Origin of the sequence: Pseudomonas hamedanensis (assembly GCF_014268595.2) — a bacterium.
GTDB lineage: Bacteria > Pseudomonadota > Gammaproteobacteria > Pseudomonadales > Pseudomonadaceae > Aquipseudomonas > Aquipseudomonas hamedanensis.
The window spans coordinates 1,170,037-1,190,322 of the sequence record NZ_CP077091.1; the positions used below are offsets into that span (position 1 = coordinate 1,170,037).

A 20,286-nucleotide genomic window follows, 5' to 3' on the forward strand; every position below is an offset into this window, starting at 1 on the left:
GATTGTACTGATTGCGCGGAAGAACGCACTGACAAAGTAATCATTTTGCCATCAGGCCGATGAAACGCTTGTTCGATCGTCCTACAACGCTCAGGAATGGACTTAACCAGACCCGCTGCCGACAACTCTGGCCGTGTTGATGATCGTTCCCACGCTCTGCGTGGGAATGCAGCCCGGGACGCTCCGCGTCCCTTTCAGAGCCGAACGCGGAGCGTCCGTTGAGGCATTCCCACGCAGAGCGTGGGAACGATCACTGGGAGCGACGCTATCGCGAGCAGGCTCACGCCCACAAGGCTCAGCGCTTGTCGCTGACATCCAGTTGGCCGTCCCAGCCACCGCCCAGCGCGGCGATCAGTTGCACGCTGGCAATCAGGCGGTTTTGCAGAATGTTCAAAACACTGCGCTCATTGCTCAACGCCGTCGCCTGCACCACCACTACGTCAATATAGGCAATCAGTCCGGCCTTGTACTGGTTCTCCGTCAGGCGCAGGGAATCGCGCGCGGCATCCAGCGCTTCCTGGCGCACGGCCGCTTCGTCGGCATACACTTTCAGCTGCACCAGGTAGTTTTCCACTTCGCGGAAACCGTCGAGCACGGTCTGGCGGTATTTGGCGACGGTCTGGTCGTAGGCCGCTTCAGTGCGATCAACCTCGGCCGAACGAATGCCGCCGTCGAACAGCGGCAACGACAGCTGCGGGCCAACCGACCAGAAACGGTTCGGCAGGCTGATCAGGTTGTTCGATGTACTGCTGCTGTAGCCCCCGCTCAGACTCAGGGTCAGATCCGGATAATAGGCGGCTTTCGCCACGCCGATGTTGGCGTTGGCGGCGATCACCGAGCGCTCGGCGGAGGCGATGTCCGGACGCCGCTCAAGCAACTGCGAAGGCAGGCTCAGCGGCACTTGCGGCAAGTTCGGGATGGTCTGGCTTTCGGCAATGCTGAAGTTCGCCGGCGCTTCGCCGGTCAGCACGGCGATAGCGTTTTCAAATTGCGCGCGCTGCCAGATCAGATCGACCAGATCGGCCTGAGTACTTTTTAACTGGGTCTGCGCCTGCGCCACCGCGTCACGCCCGGAAACCCCGGCGCGGTATTGGTTCTCGGTCATTCTCAGCGAGCGTTCGTAAGCGGCAACGGTGGCCTCGAGCAACCGTTTCTGCTGATCGATCACACGCAGTTGCAGGTAGTTCTGCACCAGTTCCGACTGTTGGCTCAGGCGCATGGCCGCCAGGTCGGCAAAACTCGCTTGGGCACTGGCTTCGTCCGCCTCCAGGCCTCGGCGCAGCTTGCCCCATACATCGGCCTCCCAACTCACGCCCAGTTGCGCGTTGTAGGTGTCACGAATCCCGCTGGAAGAACTGCTCAGGCTCGAACTGCTGCTGCCGGTGCCCTGACTGGAGCGGGTCTTGCCCAGGCTCAGGTCGACACTGGGATAAAACGCCCCGCGTGCGCTGCGCACCAACGCCTGAGCTTGGCGATACTGGGCTTCGGATTGCGCCACCGTCTGGTTGGAACTGTTGAGTTTCTCGATCAAAACATTGAGCTGCTGATCGCCGTACAACTCCCACCAGGCCCCGCGGGCCAGCGAATCGCTCGGGTTGGCCTGGCGCCAGCCTTCGGCTTCCTTGTACTGAGCGATTTCAGCGGTCTGCGGACGCTGGTAATCGGGGCCGACAGCACAGGCACTGAGCATCGCCACGCACAGCGACAGGCTCAACAGCCGCGAACCGCGAACAGTGGCCAGATTGAAAAGCGAACGGTCAGTCATAGCGGAGTTTCCAGAGCGGCGTCAGTGCGCACGCCACGCCAATGGTTGAAGCGATGGCGCAGCTTGTCGAGATAGAGGTAAACCACAGGTGTGGTGTAAAGGGTCAGGACCTGGCTGAAGACCAGACCGCCAATGATGGTCAGCCCCAGCGGCTGGCGCATTTCCGCGCCCTCGGCCCGGCCGAGCAGCAGCGGCAAGGCGCCGAGGATCGCCGCCAGCGTGGTCATCAGGATCGGCCGCAAACGTTGCAGGCACGCGCTGCGGATCGACTCCAGTGGCGACAGGCCCTGATGGCGCTCCAGTTGCAGCGCGAGGTCAATCATCAGAATGGCGTTTTTCTTCACCACGCCGATCAGCAGGAACAGCCCGAGCAGGGAAATCAGGCTGAATTCGCCACCCAGCGCATAGATCGACAGCAACGCACCGACCCCGGCCGACGGCAGCGTCGACAGGATGGTCAGTGGGTGGATGTAGCTTTCGTACAGCACGCCGAGCACAAGGTACACCGCGAGCAGCGCGCCGAGGATCATGAACGGCTGGCTCTTCTGCGTCGCGGCGAAGGCATCAGCCGTACCGGCCATTTTCGCAATGACATCTTCCGGCAGCCCGACCTTGGCAATCGCCCGCTCGATGGCGGCACTGCCCTGCTCCACCGTCACGCCTTCGGCCATGTCGAAGGCAATCGACTCGGACGCGAACTGGCCTTCGTGGCTGACCCGGTCGTCTTCCAGGCTGTTTTCGTAATGAGCGAACGTCGACAACGGCACCCGCGCACCGTCAGCGGTAATGACCTGCACCTGCTTGAGTGTCACCGGGTCCTGAGCGTATTTCGGATTGACCTCCATCACCACCTGATACTGGTTGAGGCTGTCGTAGATCGTCGAAATCTGCCGCTGACTGTAGGCGTTGTTCAGCACCGCCGTGACCATGTCCATGTCTACGCCCAGGCGTTTGGCCTGGTCGCGGTCGACAATCAGCGTCACCTGCTGCGCGCCGGCGCCTTCGCGGGCATCGATGGCAGTCAGTTCGGGCAAGGCGCGCAATGCCGTGACCACTTTCGGATACCACTTGCGCAACTCACCGAGATCGCCGCTTTGCAGGATGTAGCTGTACTGCGACGAGGTCTGCTCGCGCCCGCCGCCAAACTGCAGGTCCTGGTCGGCCATCAGCATCAACTGCGCGCCGGGGACCTTGGGCATTTCCTTGCGCAGGCGTTCAATGACTTTCTGCGCAGACAACTGGCGTTCCTTGATCGGTTTCAGGCGCACGATCATGAAGGCGTTGTTAGTGCCGTTGCCGCCCCCGATGAAGCCGGCGACGCTCTCCACCGCCTCATCCTTGAGCACGGCGCGGCGGAAAATTTCCATTTTCGGCTGCATGACGCTGAACGACAGACCGTCGTCGCCGCGCACAAAACCGATCAACTGTCCGGTGTCCTGCTGGGGCATGAAGGTTTTCGGCACCACCACATACAGCGCGACGTTGACGCCGACCGTGATCAATAGACTGAGCAGCGTCAAGCGGCGGTGGCGCAAGACCCAATCGAGGCTCACGGCGTATTTGCCGACCATCCAGTCGTTGGTGCGCCGGCTCCAGCGTTGCAGGCGGTTTTCCTGCCCCGGCGTGTGTGGCTTGAGCCAACGGGCGCAGAGCATCGGCGTCAACGTCAGGGACACCACCAGCGACACGACAATCGCCGCGGCCAGGGTGATGGAGAACTCGCGGAACAGACTTTCGACAATGCCACCCATGAACAGGATCGACAGAAATACTGCCACCAGCGACACGTTCATCGACAGCAAGGTAAAACCGACTTCCTTGGCGCCGAGATACGCGGCCTGCATCGGTTTGACGCCCTCGTCGATGTGCCGGGAAATGTTCTCCAGCACAACAATGGCGTCGTCCACCACCAAGCCGGTGGCGAGAATCAACGCCATCAGCGACAGGTTGTTCAGCGAAAAACCGTAGAGGTACATCACCGCAAAGGTGCCGACCAGCGACACCGGCACCGCCAGCGTCGGAATCAGCGAGGCGCGGAAATTGCCGAGGAACAGAAACACCACCAGCACCACCAGGACGACGGCGATCAGCAGGGTCATTTCCGCTTCGTGCAATGTGGCCTTGATTACTGGCGAGCGGTCCATCGCCAGGTTCAGCTTGACGCTGGCCGGCAGCACCGCTTGCAGGGCCGGCAACTGCGCCTTGATCTCGTTGACCGTCTCGATGATATTGGCGCCAGCCTGCCGGTTGATCACCAGCAGCACCGCTGCGTCATCGTTGAAGAAACCGCTGTTGTAGCGGTCTTCGACGCCGTCGCTGACCTTCGCCACGTCTTTGAGGCGCAGTGCAGCGCCGTCGGCGTAGTGGATGATCAGCGATTCGTAATCCTTGGCTTTTTCCAGTTGGTCGTTGGCCTGGATCTGCCACAGCCGCTGCGCGTCTTCCACCGAACCCTTGGGCCGGCGCACGTTGGCGTCGGCGATGGTCTTGCGCACATCATCGAGGGCGACACCGTACTGGTTGAGTGCCTGCGGTTCGAGTTCGATGCGCACCGCCGGCAGCGAACTGCCGCCGATCTGCACTTCACCGACGCCCTGCACCTGGGACAGGCTCTGCGACAAAATAGTCGAGGCCAGATCATACAACTGGCCTTTTTCCAGCACGTCCGAGGTCAGCGACAGCACCATGATCGGCGCCTGCGACGGATTGACCTTTTTGTAGGTGGGCATGCTGCGCATCCCGCTCGGCAGCAAATTGCGCGAGGCGTTGATCGCCGCCTGCACTTCCCGCGCCGCACCGTTGATGTCGCGGTCGAGGTCGAACTGCAAAATCACCCGCGTCGAGCCCTGACTGGAGCGACTGCTCATGGTGTTGACGCCGGCAATCGCGCCGAACGAGCGCTCCAGCGGCGTCGCCACCGTCGAGGCCATGACCTCAGGGCTGGCACCGGGCAGGCTGGCCTGCACAACGATGACCGGGAAGTCCATCTGTGGCAACGGTGAGACTGGCAGCAGCCCGAAGCTGACACCGCCCAGCAGCATGATTGCCAGGGACAGCAGCATGGTTGCCACGGGGCGTTTGATGAATGGGCCGGAGAGGTTCATTGAACACGATCCCCAGCGTCACGCCGAACCCCTGTAGGAGTGAGCCTGCTCGCGATAGCGGTGTGTCTGTTTACATTAATGGTGCTGGTGCCGGCCTCATCGCGAGCAGGCTCACTCCTACAGGGGTTGTGCGTTCCGACAGTCATACCGACACCTCTTCGCCGTCAGCCTTGCTCTTGCCAAACCGACGGCCAAGGCGGTCGAAGTACAGGTAAATCACCGGCGTAGTGAACAGAGTCAGCACCTGGCTCATGAGCAACCCGCCGACCATCACCAGGCCCAGCGGCTGGCGCAGTTCGGCGCCCGAACCGGTGGCGAGCATCAGCGGCACCGCGCCGAACAACGCGGCCAGGGTGGTCATGAGGATCGGCCGGAAGCGCAGCAGCGCCGCCTGATAGATCGCCTCCTGCGGCGCCATGCCCTGGTTGCGCTCGGCGTCGAGGGCGAAGTCGATCATCATGATCGCGTTCTTCTTGACGATACCGATCAGCAGAATGATGCCGATGATCGCAATCATCCCCAGATCATTACCGCTGAGCAGCAAGGCGAGCAAGGCGCCCACCGCCGCCGACGGCAAGGTCGAGAGAATGGTGATCGGGTGGATATAACTCTCGTAGAGCACGCCAAGCACGATATACATGGTCACCACCGCCGCCAGGACCAACAGCAAGGTACTCGACAGCGAAGCCTGGAACGCTTCGGCCGCCCCCTGGAAGCGGGTTTGCACGCCAACCGGCATGCCGATCTCTTGCTGCACCTGTTCGATGACGTCCACCGCATGCCCCAGCGCCACGCCGGGCGCGAGGTTGAACGACATCATCACCGCCGGGAACTGGCCGATGTGGCTGATCGCCAACTGCGCCTGACGCTCCTCGATATGCGCCAGGCTGGACAGCCGCACCTGGGCGTCGTCAGTGGTTTTCACATGGATCTGATCCAGCGCCTGCGGGCCGATCCTCTCGCCAGCCTGGGCTTGCAGCACCACGCGATACTGGCTGGCCTGGGTGTAAATGGTCGAGATCTGCCGCTGACCGAAAGCGTCGTACAGCGCATCGGTGATGTTCGACACCGAAACGCCGAGGCGTGACGCGGCGTCGCGGTCGATCACCAGATAGACCTGCAAGCCCTTGTCCTGCAAGTCGCTGGCAACGTCGGTCAGCTCCGGACGCTGTGCCAGCGCTTCGACCAGCCGTCCGCTCCATTGGTTGAGCAGTTCGGAATCCGGCGAGGACAAGCTGAACTGGTATTGGGTACGGCTGACACGGTCCTCGATGGTCAAGTCTTGCACCGGCTGCATGAACAGGCGGATGCCGACCAGTTTGTCCAGTTGCGGTTGCAGGCGGGCGATCACTTCAGTCGCGGTCAGATCGCGCTCGCCGTGAGGCTTGAGGTTGATCAGCAGGCGCCCGCTGTTGAGCGTGGCGTTGTCGCCATCGACACCGATGTACGACGACAGGCTTTGCACGTCAGGGTCTTCGAGAATGATCTTCGCCAGCGCCTGCTGACGCTCGCCCATCGCCGCAAAGGAAATCGACTGCGGCGCTTCGGAAATGCCCTGGATCACCCCGGTGTCCTGCACCGGAAAGAAGCCCTTGGGCACGACCATATAAAGGAACACGGTCAGCGCCAGCGTGCCGATCGCCACCAGCAAGGTCAGCGGCTGGTGCTTGAGTACCCAGCGCAACATCCGCCCGTATTCAGCAATCATCCAGTCGATGAAGGCGCCGCTGGTGCGGTAGAAACGGCCCTGCTCATGGGCCTCTGGCTCACGCTTGAGCAATCGCGCGCACATCATGGGTGTCAGCGTCAGCGAGACGACCAGGGAAATCAGGATCGCCACCGCAAGGGTAATGGCGAACTCGCGGAACAAGCGGCCGACCACATCGCCCATGAACAGCAGGGGAATCAGCACTGCGATCAACGACAGCGTCAGGGAGATCAGGGTGAAGCCGATCTGCTTCGCGCCCTTGAGCGCGGCCTGCATCGGGCTGTCGCCTTCTTCGATATAGCGCGAGATGTTCTCGAGCATCACGATGGCATCGTCGACGACGAAACCGGTAGCGATGGTCAACGCCATAAGCGTCAGGTTATTGACCGAGAAGCCGGCCAGGTACATCACGCCGAAGGTGCCGATCAACGACAGCGGCACGGCAACCGACGGAATGATCGTCGCACTGGCGCGGCGCAGGAACAGGAACGTCACCATCACCACCAGCGCGATGGCGATCAGCAGTTCGTGCTGCACGTCCGTGACCGAGGCGCGGATGGTCTGGGTGCGGTCAGTCAGCACCGTCACATCGAGGCCGGCCGGCAGGTTGTCGGTGATGCTCGGCAGCAGCGCCTTGATGCGGTCAACCACCTCGATCACGTTGGCGCCGGGCTGGCGCTGGATGTTCAGCAGGACCGCCTGATTCTGGTTGGCCCAAGCGGCCAGGCGCTCGTTTTCGGCGCCATCGACAATCTCGGCGACGTCCTTGAGCCGCAACGGCGCGCCGTTCTTGTAGGCGAGGATCAGGTTGGCGTAATCCTCGGGCGAAGTCAGCTGGTCGTTGGCATCAAGCATTGACACCCGGGTCGGGCCGTCAAAATTACCTTTCGGCTGGTTGACGTTGGAGGCAGCGATCAGCGCGCGCACATCGGAAAGGTTCAGGCTGGCGGCGGCCAGTGCCTCGGGATTGACCTTGATCCGCACGGCCTGGCGCTGGCCGCCGGCAATGCTGACCATGCCGACCCCGCTGATCTGGGCGATTTTCTGCGCCATGCGCGTATCGACCAGGTCGTTGAGCTTGGGCAGCAGCATGGTTTTCGAGGTGATGGCCAGGGTCAGTACCGGCGTGTCCGCCGGGTTGACCTTGTTGTACACCGGCGGCGCCGGCAAGTCCGTCGGCAGCAGGTTGGTCGCGGCGTTGATTGCGGCCTGCACCTGTTGCTCGGCGACGTCCATGTTGATGTCGAGGCTGAAACGCAGGGTCAGCACCGAGGCGCCACCGGAACTGGTCGAGGCCATCTGCGTGAGGCCCGGCATCTGGCCGAACTGGCGCTCAAGTGGCGCGGTGACCGCACTGGTCATCACGTCCGGGCTGGCGCCGGGATACAGGGTCATGACGCGGATGGTCGGGTAATCGACCTGCGGCAGCGCCGACACCGGCAGCAGCCGATAGGCGATCAGACCGGCGAGGACGATCGCCAGCATACTCAGGGTGGTGGCTACCGGACGGAGGATGAACAGCCGCGAAATGTTCATGCGCCCTTCTTGGCCTTGTCAGTCACGGCGGCGTCCGGGGTGCTCGCGGCGGACTTGCCTTGCAGGTGTTCGGTCGGCGTGGTCGGCACTTGATTGCTGTCGTTGACCACTTCCACCTCGCTGCCTTCCTTCAAGCGGTCGGTGCCTTCAAGCACCACCCGGTCGCCTGCGGCCAGGCCTTCGGTGACGACGGTGTTTTCACCATCGCTGGCGCCGATCTTCAGTTGGCGGATGGTGACTTTCTTGTCGCCGTCCAGCGCGTAGACGAAGGTGCCGTTGGTGCCGAACTGAATCGCCGCCGACGGGGCCAGCACCACGCCTTTGAGCGTGTCGGCCAGCAAGTGCACGTTGACGAACTGGTTGGGAAACAGCGCTTGATCGCGGTTGTCGTAACGGGCCTTGAATTTCAGGGTGCCGGTGGCGACATCGATCTGGTTGTCGAGGCTTTGCAGCACGCCGGTGGCTTGCAGTTTGGTATCGCCACGATCCCACGCCTCCGCCGGCAGTTTCGCGCCGCTGCGGTAACGGGCCAGCACGGTTTCCAGGCTGTTTTCCGGCAAGGTGAAGGCGACGCTGATCGGCTGGGTCTGAGTGATGACGGCGATGAACGTGGTGTCGTTCGCTGTGACGAGGTTGCCGACATCGACTTGACGCAGGCCGACACGACCGGCAATCGGCGCGCGGATCTTGGTGAATTCGAGATTGAGCCTGGCGTCGTTGACCGCCGCCTGGTTGGTCTTGACCGTGCCCAGGTACTGACCGACCAGCGCTTCAGCGGTGTCCAGGGTCTGTTTGGCGATGCTGTCCTCTTTATAAAGACCGCGATAGCGCTCGACGTCGACCTGGGCGTTTTTCAGCTGCGCCTGATTTTGCAGCAGCGTACCTTCGGCCTGGAGCAAGGCATTCTGGTAGGGACGCGGATCGATTTCCGCCAGCAAGTCGCCGGCCTTGACCATCTGCCCTTCTTCAAAATGGATTTTCACCAGTTCGCCGCCGACCCGGCTGCGCACGTTGATCGTGTTGAGCGCGGTGACGGTGCCCAGCGCCTTGTAGTACAGCGGGAAATCGCCCGTGACCGCCGGCGCCACACGCACCGGCACCGGCCCGCTGCCGCCGCCGAAGCCCGGCCGCATCATCCCCGAACGCCCGGTATGCCCGGCGGCTTTGTCGCCGCCGGCCTTGTCAGCGGAACCGGCGGGCCAGAATTTCCAGCACAGGACGGCGATGACCAACAAGACCAGCAGGCTGATCAGCCAGCGACGGGAGTGACGGGGGGACGATTGCATGGAGTGATTAACCATTGGGCGCGTGGGCTTCTTTTACGGGAGGCTGAACGATAAGCACTGGTGTGGATTTAGCAAAGCAGCTTTACCGGCAATTTACCTTCCACTGACGTTTCAAGGTGTGAGGCAAAACACTGATACACAAATGAAAACGGCCTGGACAGGGCCAGGCCGTTAACAATTGTAAAAGCCTTACTTGAGAACGGACAGTGCCGCTTCGTAGTTCGGCTCTTCAGCGATTTCCTTGACCAGTTCGCTGTGCAGGACGTTGTCGTTTTCGTCCAGTACTACCACGGCGCGAGCGGTCAGGCCTTTCAGCGGACCGTCGGCAATGGCCACGCCGTAGTTCTCGATGAACTCGGCGCCGCGCAGGGTCGACAGGTTCTGCACGTTTTCCAGACCTTCAGCGCCGCAGAAACGTGCCTGGGCGAACGGCAGGTCAGCGGAAATGCACAGCACCACGGTGTTGGCGAGCTCGTTGGCTTGAGCGTTGAACTTGCGCACGGAGGTCGCGCAGGTGGGAGTGTCAACGCTTGGGAAAATGTTCAAGACTTTGCGCTTGCCGGCGAAGTCTTGCAGGGAAACGTCGGACAGATTGCCGGCGACCAGGGAAAAGGCTGGCGCCTTGGAACCGGCTTGTGGCAATTGGCCGTTGACTTGAACCGGATTGCCTTTAAGGGTGACTTGAGCCATGACTTGAGTCCTTCTGATGGTGTGATTGGAAAGCATGCAAGAGGCGGAAGTTAACCACGAAATCGGCCGCCGACCTATGCCCTGTGTGAAATTGTTGGTTGCTGGCGACTGCGATTGTATACAACCTGCCGAACTCCTACAGAAGAGCGGATTTATATTTCAGGTTCTGTCGATTCAGCTCTACCCCATTCGATTAAGCAGTGAACCTTCCCCACTCCAAGGAGCACTTGCCATGCGTTTCATGATTCTCGTCAAAGCCAGCGCCGATTCCGAAGCGGGAATCATGCCCAGCCAGGAACTGCTGACGTCCATGGGCAATTTCAACGAAGAACTGGCCAGGGCCGGCATTCTCGTCGGAGCCGACGGCCTTCACCCGAGCAGCAAGGGCGCGCGGGTCAGATTTTCCGGTGACCAGCGCAGCGTAATAGACGGTCCGTTCATCGAGACCAAGGAATTGATTGCCGGCTACTGGATCTGGGACGTCAAGTCCAGGGAAGAAGCGATCGAATGGGTCAAGCGCTGTCCCCACCCGATGCCGGGCAGCGATGCCGAAATCGAGATTCGCCAAGTGTTTTCGGCACAAGATTTCGGCGATGAATTCACCCCGCAAGCGCGCGAGCAAGAAGAACGCGTCCGCGAACTGGCAAAGAAAAACACCTGAGACCGACCCGGCAACGGGTTGCTTTGCCATACCCTCTCCCTGTCATAAACTCGCGACGCGGCCATTTACCGGACGCGTCGGCGCTCAAGGATCAGGGGTTATGCTGCATGCTTAGAAAGTCTGTTGTGATGTTCATGCTGAAAAAAGGCGATGTGTACGACCCCATCGGTTCCGGGACGTTCTTCTTTCATGACGGCAAGTTGCTCATTGTCAGTGCCGCCCATGTTTTCGAAGACCTCGAGGGCGAAGAAGCAGCCTATCTGTACGCCGCCAACAAGGTGTTCAAACTTCCCTATATCAAAGCCTTGGTGTCCAACACCAGTGCGACACAGGGCAGCCGGAGCAAAGACCCGTTCGACATCGGTGCAATGGTGGTGCCGGATGAAGTTCTGGATGAATGCAACGGCGAGATCAATTTCATCCAGCGCGACTTGATTGAAACCCCGGCAAACAGCCAACGGATCAAGTTTTACCAACTCATTGGTTACCCCGGTCCGAAAAATACGCAACTGGCGAAAAAAGCCGCTCGGCTCAATCGCATGTTCATCCCCGAAGGCTTCGTCTACAGCACCTACGATACAAGCGCCAAGGTCTTCCCCCACCACCGTTTCCTGCCCGAATACCATGTCGCACTGGAGTTTTCCAAAACCGGCAACTTCAACGATGACAATCTGCCCCTTCAGGCGCCTGACCCCGATGGCATGAGCGGCGGCCTGATCCAGGGCTGCTTCGACTATATCCCGCACAGCAATGGGTTTTATCCTACCTGCGCGGTCGCGATTCTTATTGAGCTGGAGCGCAAGGCCGGGTCGTTCATAGGCGTACGAATGAACGCTGTCCATGAGTGGCTCGATCTGCACGCGGCGAAACTTTAGCCCTCGTCCCCCCGTAATTGCGACTCGCGGCACAAAACCAAACAATTAATCCCAGCGACTGGCTAACCCCCGATTAGCTGCTAGTTTCATTCAGACGCGTCCTACAGGCTTGATAAGCAAGGGATTACATCGAAACGTCCGGCCTGTGCTGAATTGTTCATGTGCTACCAGGGAATCGGGGAAGGGCTGATGGTCCAGCGTTACGTTGTGCGCCCACTATTGGCGCTGTGCATGATCGGCAGTCCTTTGCTGTTCGCCGCCGAAGGAGGTGGCGGTCGACCGCTGACCGGCCAGCAGGTGTTCTCCAATGCGGGCATCGTGCCGCCGGAGCCGGGCTGGATCATGTCGCTGACGAGCATCGGCTATGACGGCTCGCTCAAGGGCAGCAAAGGTGCGCCAATCTCCGGCGCGGTCAGCGGCGGGATCGACCTGAAAATCGCCTACACCATGGCCAACTTCACTCACGTCTGGGACACCGGCAAAGGGCGCTGGAATTTCGCCTCGGCCGCCGGGGTGCCGGTGCAACACACCGACATTAAAAGCGCTGTCACCGGCCCGCGCGGGCGCACGCTGGGCGACAGCGATTCCGCCACCCAGTTCGCCGATGCGCTGATCACCCCGCTTGCCGCCGGCTATCACTTCGACGAAGCCAACCACTTGTCGCTGTCATTACCGATATACCTGCCCACCGGTGCCTACAACAAGGATCGCTTGGCTAACGCCGGGCAGAACACCTACACGTTCATGCCGACCCTGGCGTTCACGCACCTGGATGGCAAGGGCGGTGAATTGAGCCTGATGTCTGCCCTTGAGATGTACAGCGAGAACACCGCCACGGATTACCGCAACGGCAACATTTTTCGCCTCGATGCCCTCTGGACCCACGGCTTCGGCAGTGGCTGGAGCGCCGGTCTGGCCGCCGGCTACGTTCAGCAATTGACCGACGACAAGGGCCAGACCGCCGACAGCTTCAACGGCTTTCGCGGGCGCTCGGTCGGCGCTGGCCCGGTGGTCGGTTGGAGCGGCAAATTTGCCGATGCCCAAGCCAGCGTCAGTGCACGCTGGGTACCGGAATTCGACACCAAGAACCGCCCGCAAGGCAACGGCGTGGGCGTTAACCTGACCCTGGCGTTCTTCTAGTACGGCCACAAAGGATTGTTCCATGACTGCGCTTACCGACCTCAACGCCCTGCAAGCCAGCATCGCCGAAGCGGTACTCGGCCAGGATCAAGTGATCCGGCAGATTCTCCTCGGCCTGCTGGCCAACGGGCATTTATTGCTGGAAAGCCTGCCGGGGCTGGCCAAGACCCGTACAGTCAAGGCGCTGGCCAAACATCTGGATGCAAAGATGAGCCGCATCCAGTTCACCCCCGACCTGCTGCCCTCGGACATCACCGGGGCCGAGGTGCTGCATCAGGTCGACGGCAAGAACGAAATCCGCTTCCAGCCCGGGCCGCTGTTCGGCAACCTGATTCTCGCGGACGAGATCAACCGCGCGCCGGCCAAAGTGCAGGCGGCCTTGCTCGAAGCCATGGAAGAACGGCAGATCACCGTGGCCGGCAACAGCCATGCGCTGCCCGAACTGTTTATTGTCGTGGCGACGCAGAATCCGATCGAACAGGAAGGCACCTACCCGCTGCCGGAAGCGCAGATGGACCGGTTCCTGATGAAGGTCCTGCTCGATTACCCCAGTGCGGAAAACGAAAGCCAGGTGCTGCGCCTGCTGCGCAACGAAGAGTTCGCGCAAGGGGCCAGCACCACGCCCGTCAACAGCTTCACCTTGCCCCAAGAGGTGATTTTTGCCGCGCGCAAGGAAGTCAGCGCCGTGCATGTGTCGCCCGCGATCGACACTTACCTGATCGACCTGATCAACGCTACCCGCCACCCCGCCGATTATGACGAGGACCTCGCCCGCTGGATCGCCATTGGCGCCAGTCCCCGCGGCGGCATTGGCCTGGATCGTTGCGCCCGCGCCGACGCGTGGTTGCAGGGACAGGATTTTGTCTCGCCGGACAACGTGCGCGCGGTCGTGCACCCGGTGCTGCGCCATCGTCTGCAGTTGAGTTACGACGCGGTGGCCGACGGCGTCAGCGCCGATCAAGTGCTGGATCGGATACTCGATACAGTGGCAATCCCGGCATGAACGGTGAAGGCCTGGTCTACGTCTCTCTCGCGCAATTGATGGCACTGGAGTTCAAGGCCCGCGACCTGAGTTTTCTGGCACGTCAGCCACAGGGCAGCATCCTTGCCGGCAACCATGCTTCACGCCTGCGTGGGCGCGGCTTGAACTTCGACGAATTACGCCGTTACCAGCCCGGCGACGACTTGCGTCATCTCGACTGGCGCGCCTCGCTGCGCACCGGCAAACCGGTGGTCCGCACCTTCGCCGAAGAGCGTGATCGCCCGGCACTGATCGTCGTCGATCAACGCATGGCGATGTTTTTTGGCTCGCAACGCAGCTTCAAATCCGCAGTGGCCGCGGAACTCGCGGCACTGGCGGCCTGGATGGTATTCCACGCCGGGGATCGGGTGGGCGGTCTGGTTTTCAACGACACGCGCATCGACAGCCTCGCCCCGCTGCGCAGCCGCAAACGGGTCGAAGCGCTGCTCAGCCGCGTGGTGCAACACAATCGCGCGCTGAACGCCGGCAGTCCCGACGCCGAAGACGAAGAACAATTGGACAAGGTCTTGCAACGCTGCCTCGCCGTGGCCGGCCACGATCATCTGATCTGCATCGTCAGCGATTTTGCCGGCGCCGGTGAACGCACTCTGCAACTGATGCGCCAGCTCTCGGCGCACAACGATGTCATCGCCCTGCAAGTCTACGACCCGCTGGCGCTGAAACTGCCGAACAACGGCCGTCTGCTGGTCACTCAGGGCGAGTTGCAAGTCGAACTGGCAATCGACAAGCGCACCGTGCATCAGCCGCTCGGGGATTTCCTCAGCGGTCGACTCAAGGACGTCGCCACCCTGCTGCGCCGCAGTCAGGTGCCGCTGATGTTGATCAGCACCGCCGAAGAGGCCCACGCGCAACTGCGCGCCGAACTGGGCAAAAACAGCGGGGCACGGCGGTGAACCCGAATATTCCGAGCATCGATCAGCTCAAGGAGCTGGCCCTGCCCGCGCCCGTCAGCTATGCGCCGCAGACGTGGGGCTGGTGGGTCTTGCTCGCGCTACTGCTACTCGCGGCGTTGCTGATTGGCATTCGCCGTTATCGGCAATGGCGCAGGGACGCCTATCGCCGCGAGGGACTGGCGCGACTGGCGCAACTGCGCAGGCGCAGCGATGACCTCAATGCCCTGCGCCAATTGCCGGAACTGCTCAAGCGCGTGGCGCTGTCGATGCCCACTCAATCCTCAGCCTGGAACGCATTCCCTGTGGGAGCGAGCCTGCTCGCGAAGAGGTTGGCACATCCGATATCTGGCTCAACTGACCCAGCGCTTTCGCGAGCAGGCTCGCTCCCACAGGGGCCTGCGGCGATCAAGGGAGAGCGTTGGCAGAATTTTCTGCAGCAGCATTGCCAGAAGAAACTCCCCGCGGACTTCAGCGATCAACTCGCGCAACTCGCCTATGCACCGGACAACGTCCTGCGCGCCCTCCCCGCGCCGCACCGCCAGGCACTGTTCGACACCTGCCAATACTGGGTGGAGCATCATCATGTGGCAGCTTGATTACCCGTGGCTGCTGCTTCTGCTGCCGCTGCCCTGGCTGACTTACCGCTTCCTGCCGGCCTACAGCGAGGCGCGCAGCGCTGTGCGTGTGCCGTTTTTTGCGGCGATGAGCCGTGCGGTCGGTGAAGCCCCGGGTGTGGCTGGCAACCAGCGCAACCATTGGCAATTGCTGCTCAATGTACTGGTCTGGGCGCTTATTCTGCTGGCGGCCGCCCGCCCGGTGTACGTCGAAAAACCGATTGAACGCCAGCAACCGGTGCGCGACCTGATGCTCGCCATCGACCTCTCGCAGTCCATGGAAACCGAGGATTTTACCAACGCCAAAGGCGAGAAAATCAATCGCCTTGCCGCCGTAAAAGAAGTGGTGCAAGGCTTCATCGACAAGCGCAAGGACGACCGTCTCGGGCTGATCGTGTTCGGCAGCGGCGCTTACCCGCAGGCGCCGTTGACGCTTGATCACGCCAGCCTGTCGTTGCTGCTGGCCGATACCGGCATCGGCATGGCCGGGCCGAACACCGCCATTGGCGATGCCATCGGCCTGAGCCTGAAGCTGCTGGACCAGGCCCACGAACAGGAGAAAGTGCTGATCCTGCTCACCGACGGCAACGACACCAGCAGCGCGATCACCCCGGATCACGCCGCCGAAATGGCCGCCAGCAAAGGCGTGATCATTCACACCATCGGCATCGGCGATCCCGACGCATCCGGTGAAGCCAAGGTCAATCTGCAGGGCCTCGAACAGATCGCCAGCGCCACCGGCGGCCGCTTCTTCCGGGCCGAAGATCGCACCGCGCTGGATCAGGTCTACCGCACCCTCGATCAACTCACCCCGCATCAGATTCAAACCCTCAGTCACCAGCCGCAGCGCGAGCTGTTCTTCTGGCCACTGGGCGCAGCGCTGGGATTGCTCGCCCTGTACCAACTGGCGGCGCTGTTGCGCCCACGGCTGACGGCCGCGCACCAGCAGCAGGACGCCTGAGATGGACATCAACCTCAGCGACCTGCATTTCCTGCGCCCGCCATGGCTGATCCTCGCCCTCTTCGCGGCATTGCTGCCGTGGCTCTGGCGGCGCAGCCGCGACCTGCAACGGCGGCTGCGCGGCCATATCGCCGCGCACCTGTTGCCGCACTTGCTGGTCACGCCCCCGGACACTCAGCGCCTGCGCCCGGTGCATCTGCTCTGTGCGCTGCTGATGGTCGGCGCCGTCGCGGCGGCCGGGCCGACCTGGGAGCAGGATCGTCCGGACTTTCTCGAGAACCGCGCCCCGCTGATTGTCGCCGTTGACCTGTCGCCCTCAATGGACGCCAGTGATGTGTCACCGACGCGCCTGGAAGCGGCCAAACACAAACTGCACGAGCTGATCCAGCGCCGCGCCGGGGCTCGCATCGCGCTGATCGCCTACGCCGGCAGCGCGCATCTGGTGCTGCCGGCCACCGATGATCCGGCGCTCCTCGACACCTTCGTTCAAGCCTTGAGCACCGGCCTGATCGACAAACCCGGCAAGAACGTCGGCGCGGTGATCGACCAGGCCAAGCGCTTGCTCACTGCCGAAAAATCTCCCGGCAGCCTGTTGCTGATGACCGATGGCGCCGACACCGCGCAGCTCGACGGCCTCGAACAGCGTATCGGCGACAGTCCCTTGCAAGTGCTGTTACTGGCAGTGGGCAACGCAGACGGCGGCGTCATTCGTGACAGCAGCGGTCGGCCGCGCACCGATGCCAGCGGGCGCCCGGCGCTCGGCCGCTTCGATCAGGCCGCCCTCAAGCAACTGGCCGCCGCTGTCGATGCGCCACTGGGCAGCCTGACCCTCAACGATGACGACTTGCAGTGGATCGAACTGCACGCGCAACGACACTTCCAGAGCGTCAGCGCAGAGCAACGCGAACTGCACTGGAAAGACGCAGGTTACTGGCTGTGCTGGCCGCTGTTGCTGTTGGCGCTGTTCAATGTGCGCAAAGGCTGGAGCGTCAACTGGATGCCGGCACTGGCGCTGACCATCGGCCTTGCCTGGCCCACAGCGCCAGCACAGGCCAACGCCCTGACTGACGCCTTCTTCACCCGCGATCAGCAGGGCCGCTGGGCGTTCGAACACGATCACTTGCCGCAGGCGGCGGCGCTGTTTGTCGATCCCTACTGGAAAGGTGTCGCGGCTTATCATGCCGCTGACTACGACCTTGCATTGGCGACCTTTGCGCGGCTGGACACGGCTCAGGCGTACTTCTATCTGGGCAATATTTACGTGCGGCGTTTCAAGTTCGATCAGGCGATCGCCGCCTACACCCAGGCGTTGAAACTACAGCCGCAGTTTGCCGAAGCGACGGCCAACCTGGCCTTGGCCCAAGCGTTGCTCAAGGACACTGAAAGCGCCGAGAAAAATGCCCCACAAACCAAACCCGATGAAGTGAAATTCGACAAGGCGCCGGGCAAGGGTCAGGCCAAAGCCATCAAGACCGAGCAAGCCGCTTCCGACGCGCTGTGGTTGCAGAACCTGACCACCTCGCCGGCGAAGTTTCTTCGGCAGAAATTCAGCCTGCAGGATCAGCAGGAGGCCAGGCCATGAAGCCGGTCGCGGCCTTCGCGAGCAGGCTCGCTCCCACAAGGACCCCATCGCCTCCCTGTGGGAGCGAGCCTGCTCGCGAAGAGGCCCGAGCGCTCACCACAACACTTGGCGCTCTGTTGCTGGGCACCCTGTTGTCATTCAATGCCCTCGCCGCCAGCCCGCAGCTCAAGGTCCAGGCGCACCTCAACCCCAGCGAAGGCGCCATGGTTGGCGGCCTCGTCGAGCTGCAACTCGACGTGCTCACCGACACCTGGTTCACCAGCGCCGCCACCCTGCCCGAGCTCAAACTCGATGGCGCATTGGTCATGCCGCCGAACGGACAGGCCGAGCACCTTAATCAAACCATCGATCGCCAGTCGTTCACCGGTTTGCGCTACCGCTACCTGATCACGCCCAACGTCGCGCGCCGCTTCGACATCCCCGCCCTGAGCGTACGCGCGACGCCCGGACAGGCCAGTGGCGAGATCAGCGCGCAAAGCCAGCCGCTGAGTTTCAGCGCCACGCAGCCACCCGGCTTTAACGTCGGGGAAACGCCACTGGTCGCCAACGGTTTGCGCTTGAGCCAAACCGTCAGTCACTCGGCCACGCCATTGAAAGTGGGCGACAGCATCACCCGGCAGCTGACCTTGCAAGCGGATGGCGCTCTGGCCATGGCGCTGCCGATACCAACGCTCAGCGATGTCGCCGGCCTGAGTCGCTACACGAAGACACCACAGGTCACCGCGCTGGACGACGGACGCGGCAATCTGCTCGGCGGCCAGCGCATCGATAGCGCGAGCTATCGCGTCGAGGCTGCCGGCACCTATTCGCTGCCGGCGATTACCGTGAAATGGTGGGACGCCGGTGCGAGCCAGATCTGCACTGCTCAGGTCCCGGCAGTGGATTTCGAGGCGGTCGCCAACAGCGCCTACAAACCGGTGTTTTCGATCACAGAAGACCTCAGGCAACTGGGCCAGGACCGCGTGTATTTTTCCAGCCGCTGGCTGCTGTGGCTCGCGCTGTTGGCTGGCATCACGGTCAGCGTTTACCTGCTGCGTCCCCTCGCCGGTCGCGCCCGGCAGCGCTGGCGGGCACGTCAACAGGCCAGGCAATTGGCCTGGCGACTGTCTGCCGCGTTCGCCTGGCAACAGATCGACCGGCAACTGCAAGCCAGGCCGGCGCAACTGACCGCGTTGTACCTGTGGCTGCGGCGCAGTCGCCTGGGCTTGAAACTGACCGGTGCCGGGCCACGTCTGCAAGGGTTGTTACGGGGGCTTTACGGTCGCCAGCCTGCCGCCGATCAAACACTTGTTCAGTTACGCCAATCGTTGTCTACGCTTCACAGTCAGGCCGTCCGGCAACAGGCAAAACCCGCCTCGGCCCTGCGCCCGCTCAACCCTGTGCACGAGAAGGATTTCCCATGAGCAACCCGTTGCCGCATCGCCAACGCTTCGGTCTCGCCCTGCTGTTCACCCTGGTCCTGCCCCTGCTGGCACACGCGAACGAACCCCTGCCGTCATGGCACGACGGCCCGGCGAAAAAGAGCATCATCGCGTTTGTACAAGCGGTCACCGACCAAAGCAGCAAGGACTTCGTCAGGCCGGCCGAGCGCATCGCCGTGTTCGACAACGACGGCACCTTGTGGAGCGAGCAACCGGCGTACTTCGAATTGCTGTTCGCCTTCGATGAAGTCAAGCGCACTGCCGCGCAACACCCGGAGTGGAAAACCACCCAGCCCTTCAAGGCAGTGCTGGAGAACGATCACAAAGCCCTGGCCGCCTCGGGCATGGACGGCTTGTTGAAAATCGTCGGCGCCACGCACAGCGGCATGACCACCGAAGCCTTCGATGACTACGCCAAAACGTGGCTGACCCAGGCCCGTCATCCGAAAACCGGCAAGCCGTACACCGAGATGATCTTCCAGCCGATGCTGGAAATGCTCGACTACCTGCGCAGCCAGAACTTCAAGACCTACATCGTTTCCGGTGGCGACACTGGCTTCATGCGTACCTTCGCCGAGCAGGTCTACGGCATACCGCCGGAGCAAGTGATCGGCACGACATTCGTCACCGCGTACCAGTTCAAGGACGGCAAGGCCTCGATCGTGCGGCTGCCGAAAGTCGCGCACAACGACGACGGTCCCGGCAAGCCGGTGAGTATTGACGCGGTGATCGGTCGGCGGCCGATCCTCGCGTTCGGCAATTCCGATGGTGATCTGCAAATGCTGCAGTGGACGGCGGCGGGTCCCGGCAAGCGCTTCATGGGTCTGGTGCATCACACCGACGCAAAGCGCGAATGGGCCTATGACCGTCAATCCGATATCGGCCGGCTCGACAAAGCCCTCGACGAAGCGAATTCCCGTGGCTGGACCGTGGTGGACATGGCAACCGAGTGGCGCCGGATCTACCCGTTCGATCCACCGGCAACCGGGCAGGTGCAATAAAAAAGCG

Annotated in this window: 15 protein-coding genes; 10 read left to right on the forward strand and 5 right to left on the reverse strand. The window is 62.1% G+C overall.

Translation table 11 applies throughout. The features are described 5' to 3' along the window. Positions 1-295: 295 nt before the first annotated feature. The 5 genes from HU739_RS04990 to tpx all read right to left on the reverse strand — a co-directional run bounded on the left by HU739_RS04990 (position 296) and on the right by tpx (position 10,089). On the reverse strand, positions 296-1,765 hold the full coding sequence (locus tag HU739_RS04990) for an efflux transporter outer membrane subunit (RefSeq protein WP_186552188.1): 1,470 nt from the start codon (positions 1,763-1,765) through the stop codon (positions 296-298). Continuing rightward, a complete protein-coding gene (locus HU739_RS04995) occupies positions 1,762-4,869 on the reverse strand; it encodes an efflux RND transporter permease subunit (RefSeq protein WP_186552189.1) in 3,108 nt (1,035 codons plus the stop codon). The genes HU739_RS04990 and HU739_RS04995 overlap by 4 nt, the downstream gene beginning before the upstream one ends. A gap of 142 nt (positions 4,870-5,011) precedes the next feature. Next, positions 5,012-8,113 carry an MdtB/MuxB family multidrug efflux RND transporter permease subunit gene (locus tag HU739_RS05000; protein ID WP_186552305.1) on the reverse strand — a complete coding sequence of 1,034 codons (3,102 nt, stop codon included), beginning with the start codon at positions 8,111-8,113 and terminating at the stop codon, positions 5,012-5,014. Further along, positions 8,110-9,414 carry an MdtA/MuxA family multidrug efflux RND transporter periplasmic adaptor subunit gene (locus HU739_RS05005; protein ID WP_186552306.1) on the reverse strand — a complete coding sequence of 435 codons (1,305 nt, stop codon included), beginning with the start codon at positions 9,412-9,414 and terminating at the stop codon, positions 8,110-8,112. The genes HU739_RS05000 and HU739_RS05005 overlap by 4 nt, the downstream gene beginning before the upstream one ends. A 174-nt stretch (positions 9,415-9,588) precedes the next feature. Beyond that, a complete protein-coding gene (gene tpx / locus HU739_RS05010; protein WP_186552307.1) occupies positions 9,589-10,089 on the reverse strand; it encodes a thiol peroxidase in 501 nt (166 codons plus the stop codon). Between the two features lie 232 nt (positions 10,090-10,321). Here tpx and HU739_RS05015 point away from each other — a divergent pair, with 232 nt between their 5' ends. The 10 genes from HU739_RS05015 (at position 10,322) to HU739_RS05060 (ending at position 20,279) form a co-directional block, all read left to right on the forward strand. Beyond that, positions 10,322-10,750, forward strand: coding sequence for a YciI family protein (locus HU739_RS05015; RefSeq protein WP_186552308.1), 429 nt, complete (start codon positions 10,322-10,324; stop codon positions 10,748-10,750). Between the two features lie 107 nt (positions 10,751-10,857). Then, complete coding sequence (locus HU739_RS05020) at positions 10,858-11,625, forward strand: hypothetical protein (protein ID WP_217844301.1); 768 nt, start codon at positions 10,858-10,860, stop codon at positions 11,623-11,625. A gap of 189 nt (positions 11,626-11,814) precedes the next feature. Beyond that, positions 11,815-12,765, forward strand: coding sequence for a SphA family protein (locus tag HU739_RS05025; RefSeq protein ID WP_186552310.1), 951 nt, complete (start codon positions 11,815-11,817; stop codon positions 12,763-12,765). Between the two features lie 22 nt (positions 12,766-12,787). Next, a complete protein-coding gene (locus HU739_RS05030) occupies positions 12,788-13,768 on the forward strand; it encodes an AAA family ATPase (protein ID WP_186552311.1) in 981 nt (326 codons plus the stop codon). Beyond that, entirely contained in the window at positions 13,765-14,700 is a 936-nt protein-coding gene (locus tag HU739_RS05035) for a DUF58 domain-containing protein (protein WP_186552312.1), read from the forward strand. The genes HU739_RS05030 and HU739_RS05035 overlap by 4 nt, the downstream gene beginning before the upstream one ends. Then, a complete protein-coding gene (locus HU739_RS05040; RefSeq protein WP_186552313.1) occupies positions 14,697-15,296 on the forward strand; it encodes a DUF4381 domain-containing protein in 600 nt (199 codons plus the stop codon). Before HU739_RS05035 ends, HU739_RS05040 begins: the two co-directional genes overlap by 4 nt. After that, entirely contained in the window at positions 15,283-16,275 is a 993-nt protein-coding gene (locus HU739_RS05045) for a vWA domain-containing protein (RefSeq protein WP_186552314.1), read from the forward strand. Before HU739_RS05040 ends, HU739_RS05045 begins: the two co-directional genes overlap by 14 nt. Position 16,276: 1 nt before the next feature. Next, positions 16,277-17,857 (forward strand): VWA domain-containing protein, encoded by a 1,581-nt coding sequence (locus HU739_RS05050; protein ID WP_186552315.1) that lies wholly within the window; start codon positions 16,277-16,279, stop codon positions 17,855-17,857. Next, positions 17,854-19,260, forward strand: coding sequence for a BatD family protein (locus HU739_RS05055; protein ID WP_186552316.1), 1,407 nt, complete (start codon positions 17,854-17,856; stop codon positions 19,258-19,260). Before HU739_RS05050 ends, HU739_RS05055 begins: the two co-directional genes overlap by 4 nt. Beyond that, positions 19,257-20,279 (forward strand): HAD family hydrolase, encoded by a 1,023-nt coding sequence (locus HU739_RS05060; protein ID WP_186552317.1) that lies wholly within the window; start codon positions 19,257-19,259, stop codon positions 20,277-20,279. Before HU739_RS05055 ends, HU739_RS05060 begins: the two co-directional genes overlap by 4 nt. The last annotated feature ends 7 nt before the right edge of the window (positions 20,280-20,286 follow it).

Excerpts from the sequence above, each read along its gene's own strand:
- HU739_RS04990 (WP_186552188.1), bottom strand. The coding sequence starts at position 1,765 with ATGACTGACCGTTCGCTTTTCAATCTGGCCACTGTTCGCGGTTCGCGG.
- HU739_RS04995 (WP_186552189.1), bottom strand. The coding sequence starts at position 4,869 with ATGAACCTCTCCGGCCCATTCATCAAACGCCCCGTGGCAACCATGCTG.
- HU739_RS05000 (WP_186552305.1), bottom strand. The coding sequence starts at position 8,113 with ATGAACATTTCGCGGCTGTTCATCCTCCGTCCGGTAGCCACCACCCTG.
- HU739_RS05005 (WP_186552306.1), bottom strand. The coding sequence starts at position 9,414 with ATGGTTAATCACTCCATGCAATCGTCCCCCCGTCACTCCCGTCGCTGG.
- tpx (WP_186552307.1), bottom strand. The coding sequence starts at position 10,089 with ATGGCTCAAGTCACCCTTAAAGGCAATCCGGTTCAAGTCAACGGCCAA.
- HU739_RS05015 (WP_186552308.1), top strand. The coding sequence starts at position 10,322 with ATGCGTTTCATGATTCTCGTCAAAGCCAGCGCCGATTCCGAAGCGGGA.
- HU739_RS05020 (WP_217844301.1), top strand. The coding sequence starts at position 10,858 with ATGCTTAGAAAGTCTGTTGTGATGTTCATGCTGAAAAAAGGCGATGTG.
- HU739_RS05025 (WP_186552310.1), top strand. The coding sequence starts at position 11,815 with ATGGTCCAGCGTTACGTTGTGCGCCCACTATTGGCGCTGTGCATGATC.
- HU739_RS05030 (WP_186552311.1), top strand. The coding sequence starts at position 12,788 with ATGACTGCGCTTACCGACCTCAACGCCCTGCAAGCCAGCATCGCCGAA.
- HU739_RS05035 (WP_186552312.1), top strand. The coding sequence starts at position 13,765 with ATGAACGGTGAAGGCCTGGTCTACGTCTCTCTCGCGCAATTGATGGCA.
- HU739_RS05045 (WP_186552314.1), top strand. The coding sequence starts at position 15,283 with ATGTGGCAGCTTGATTACCCGTGGCTGCTGCTTCTGCTGCCGCTGCCC.
- HU739_RS05050 (WP_186552315.1), top strand. The coding sequence starts at position 16,277 with ATGGACATCAACCTCAGCGACCTGCATTTCCTGCGCCCGCCATGGCTG.
- HU739_RS05055 (WP_186552316.1), top strand. The coding sequence starts at position 17,854 with ATGAAGCCGGTCGCGGCCTTCGCGAGCAGGCTCGCTCCCACAAGGACC.
- HU739_RS05060 (WP_186552317.1), top strand. The coding sequence starts at position 19,257 with ATGAGCAACCCGTTGCCGCATCGCCAACGCTTCGGTCTCGCCCTGCTG.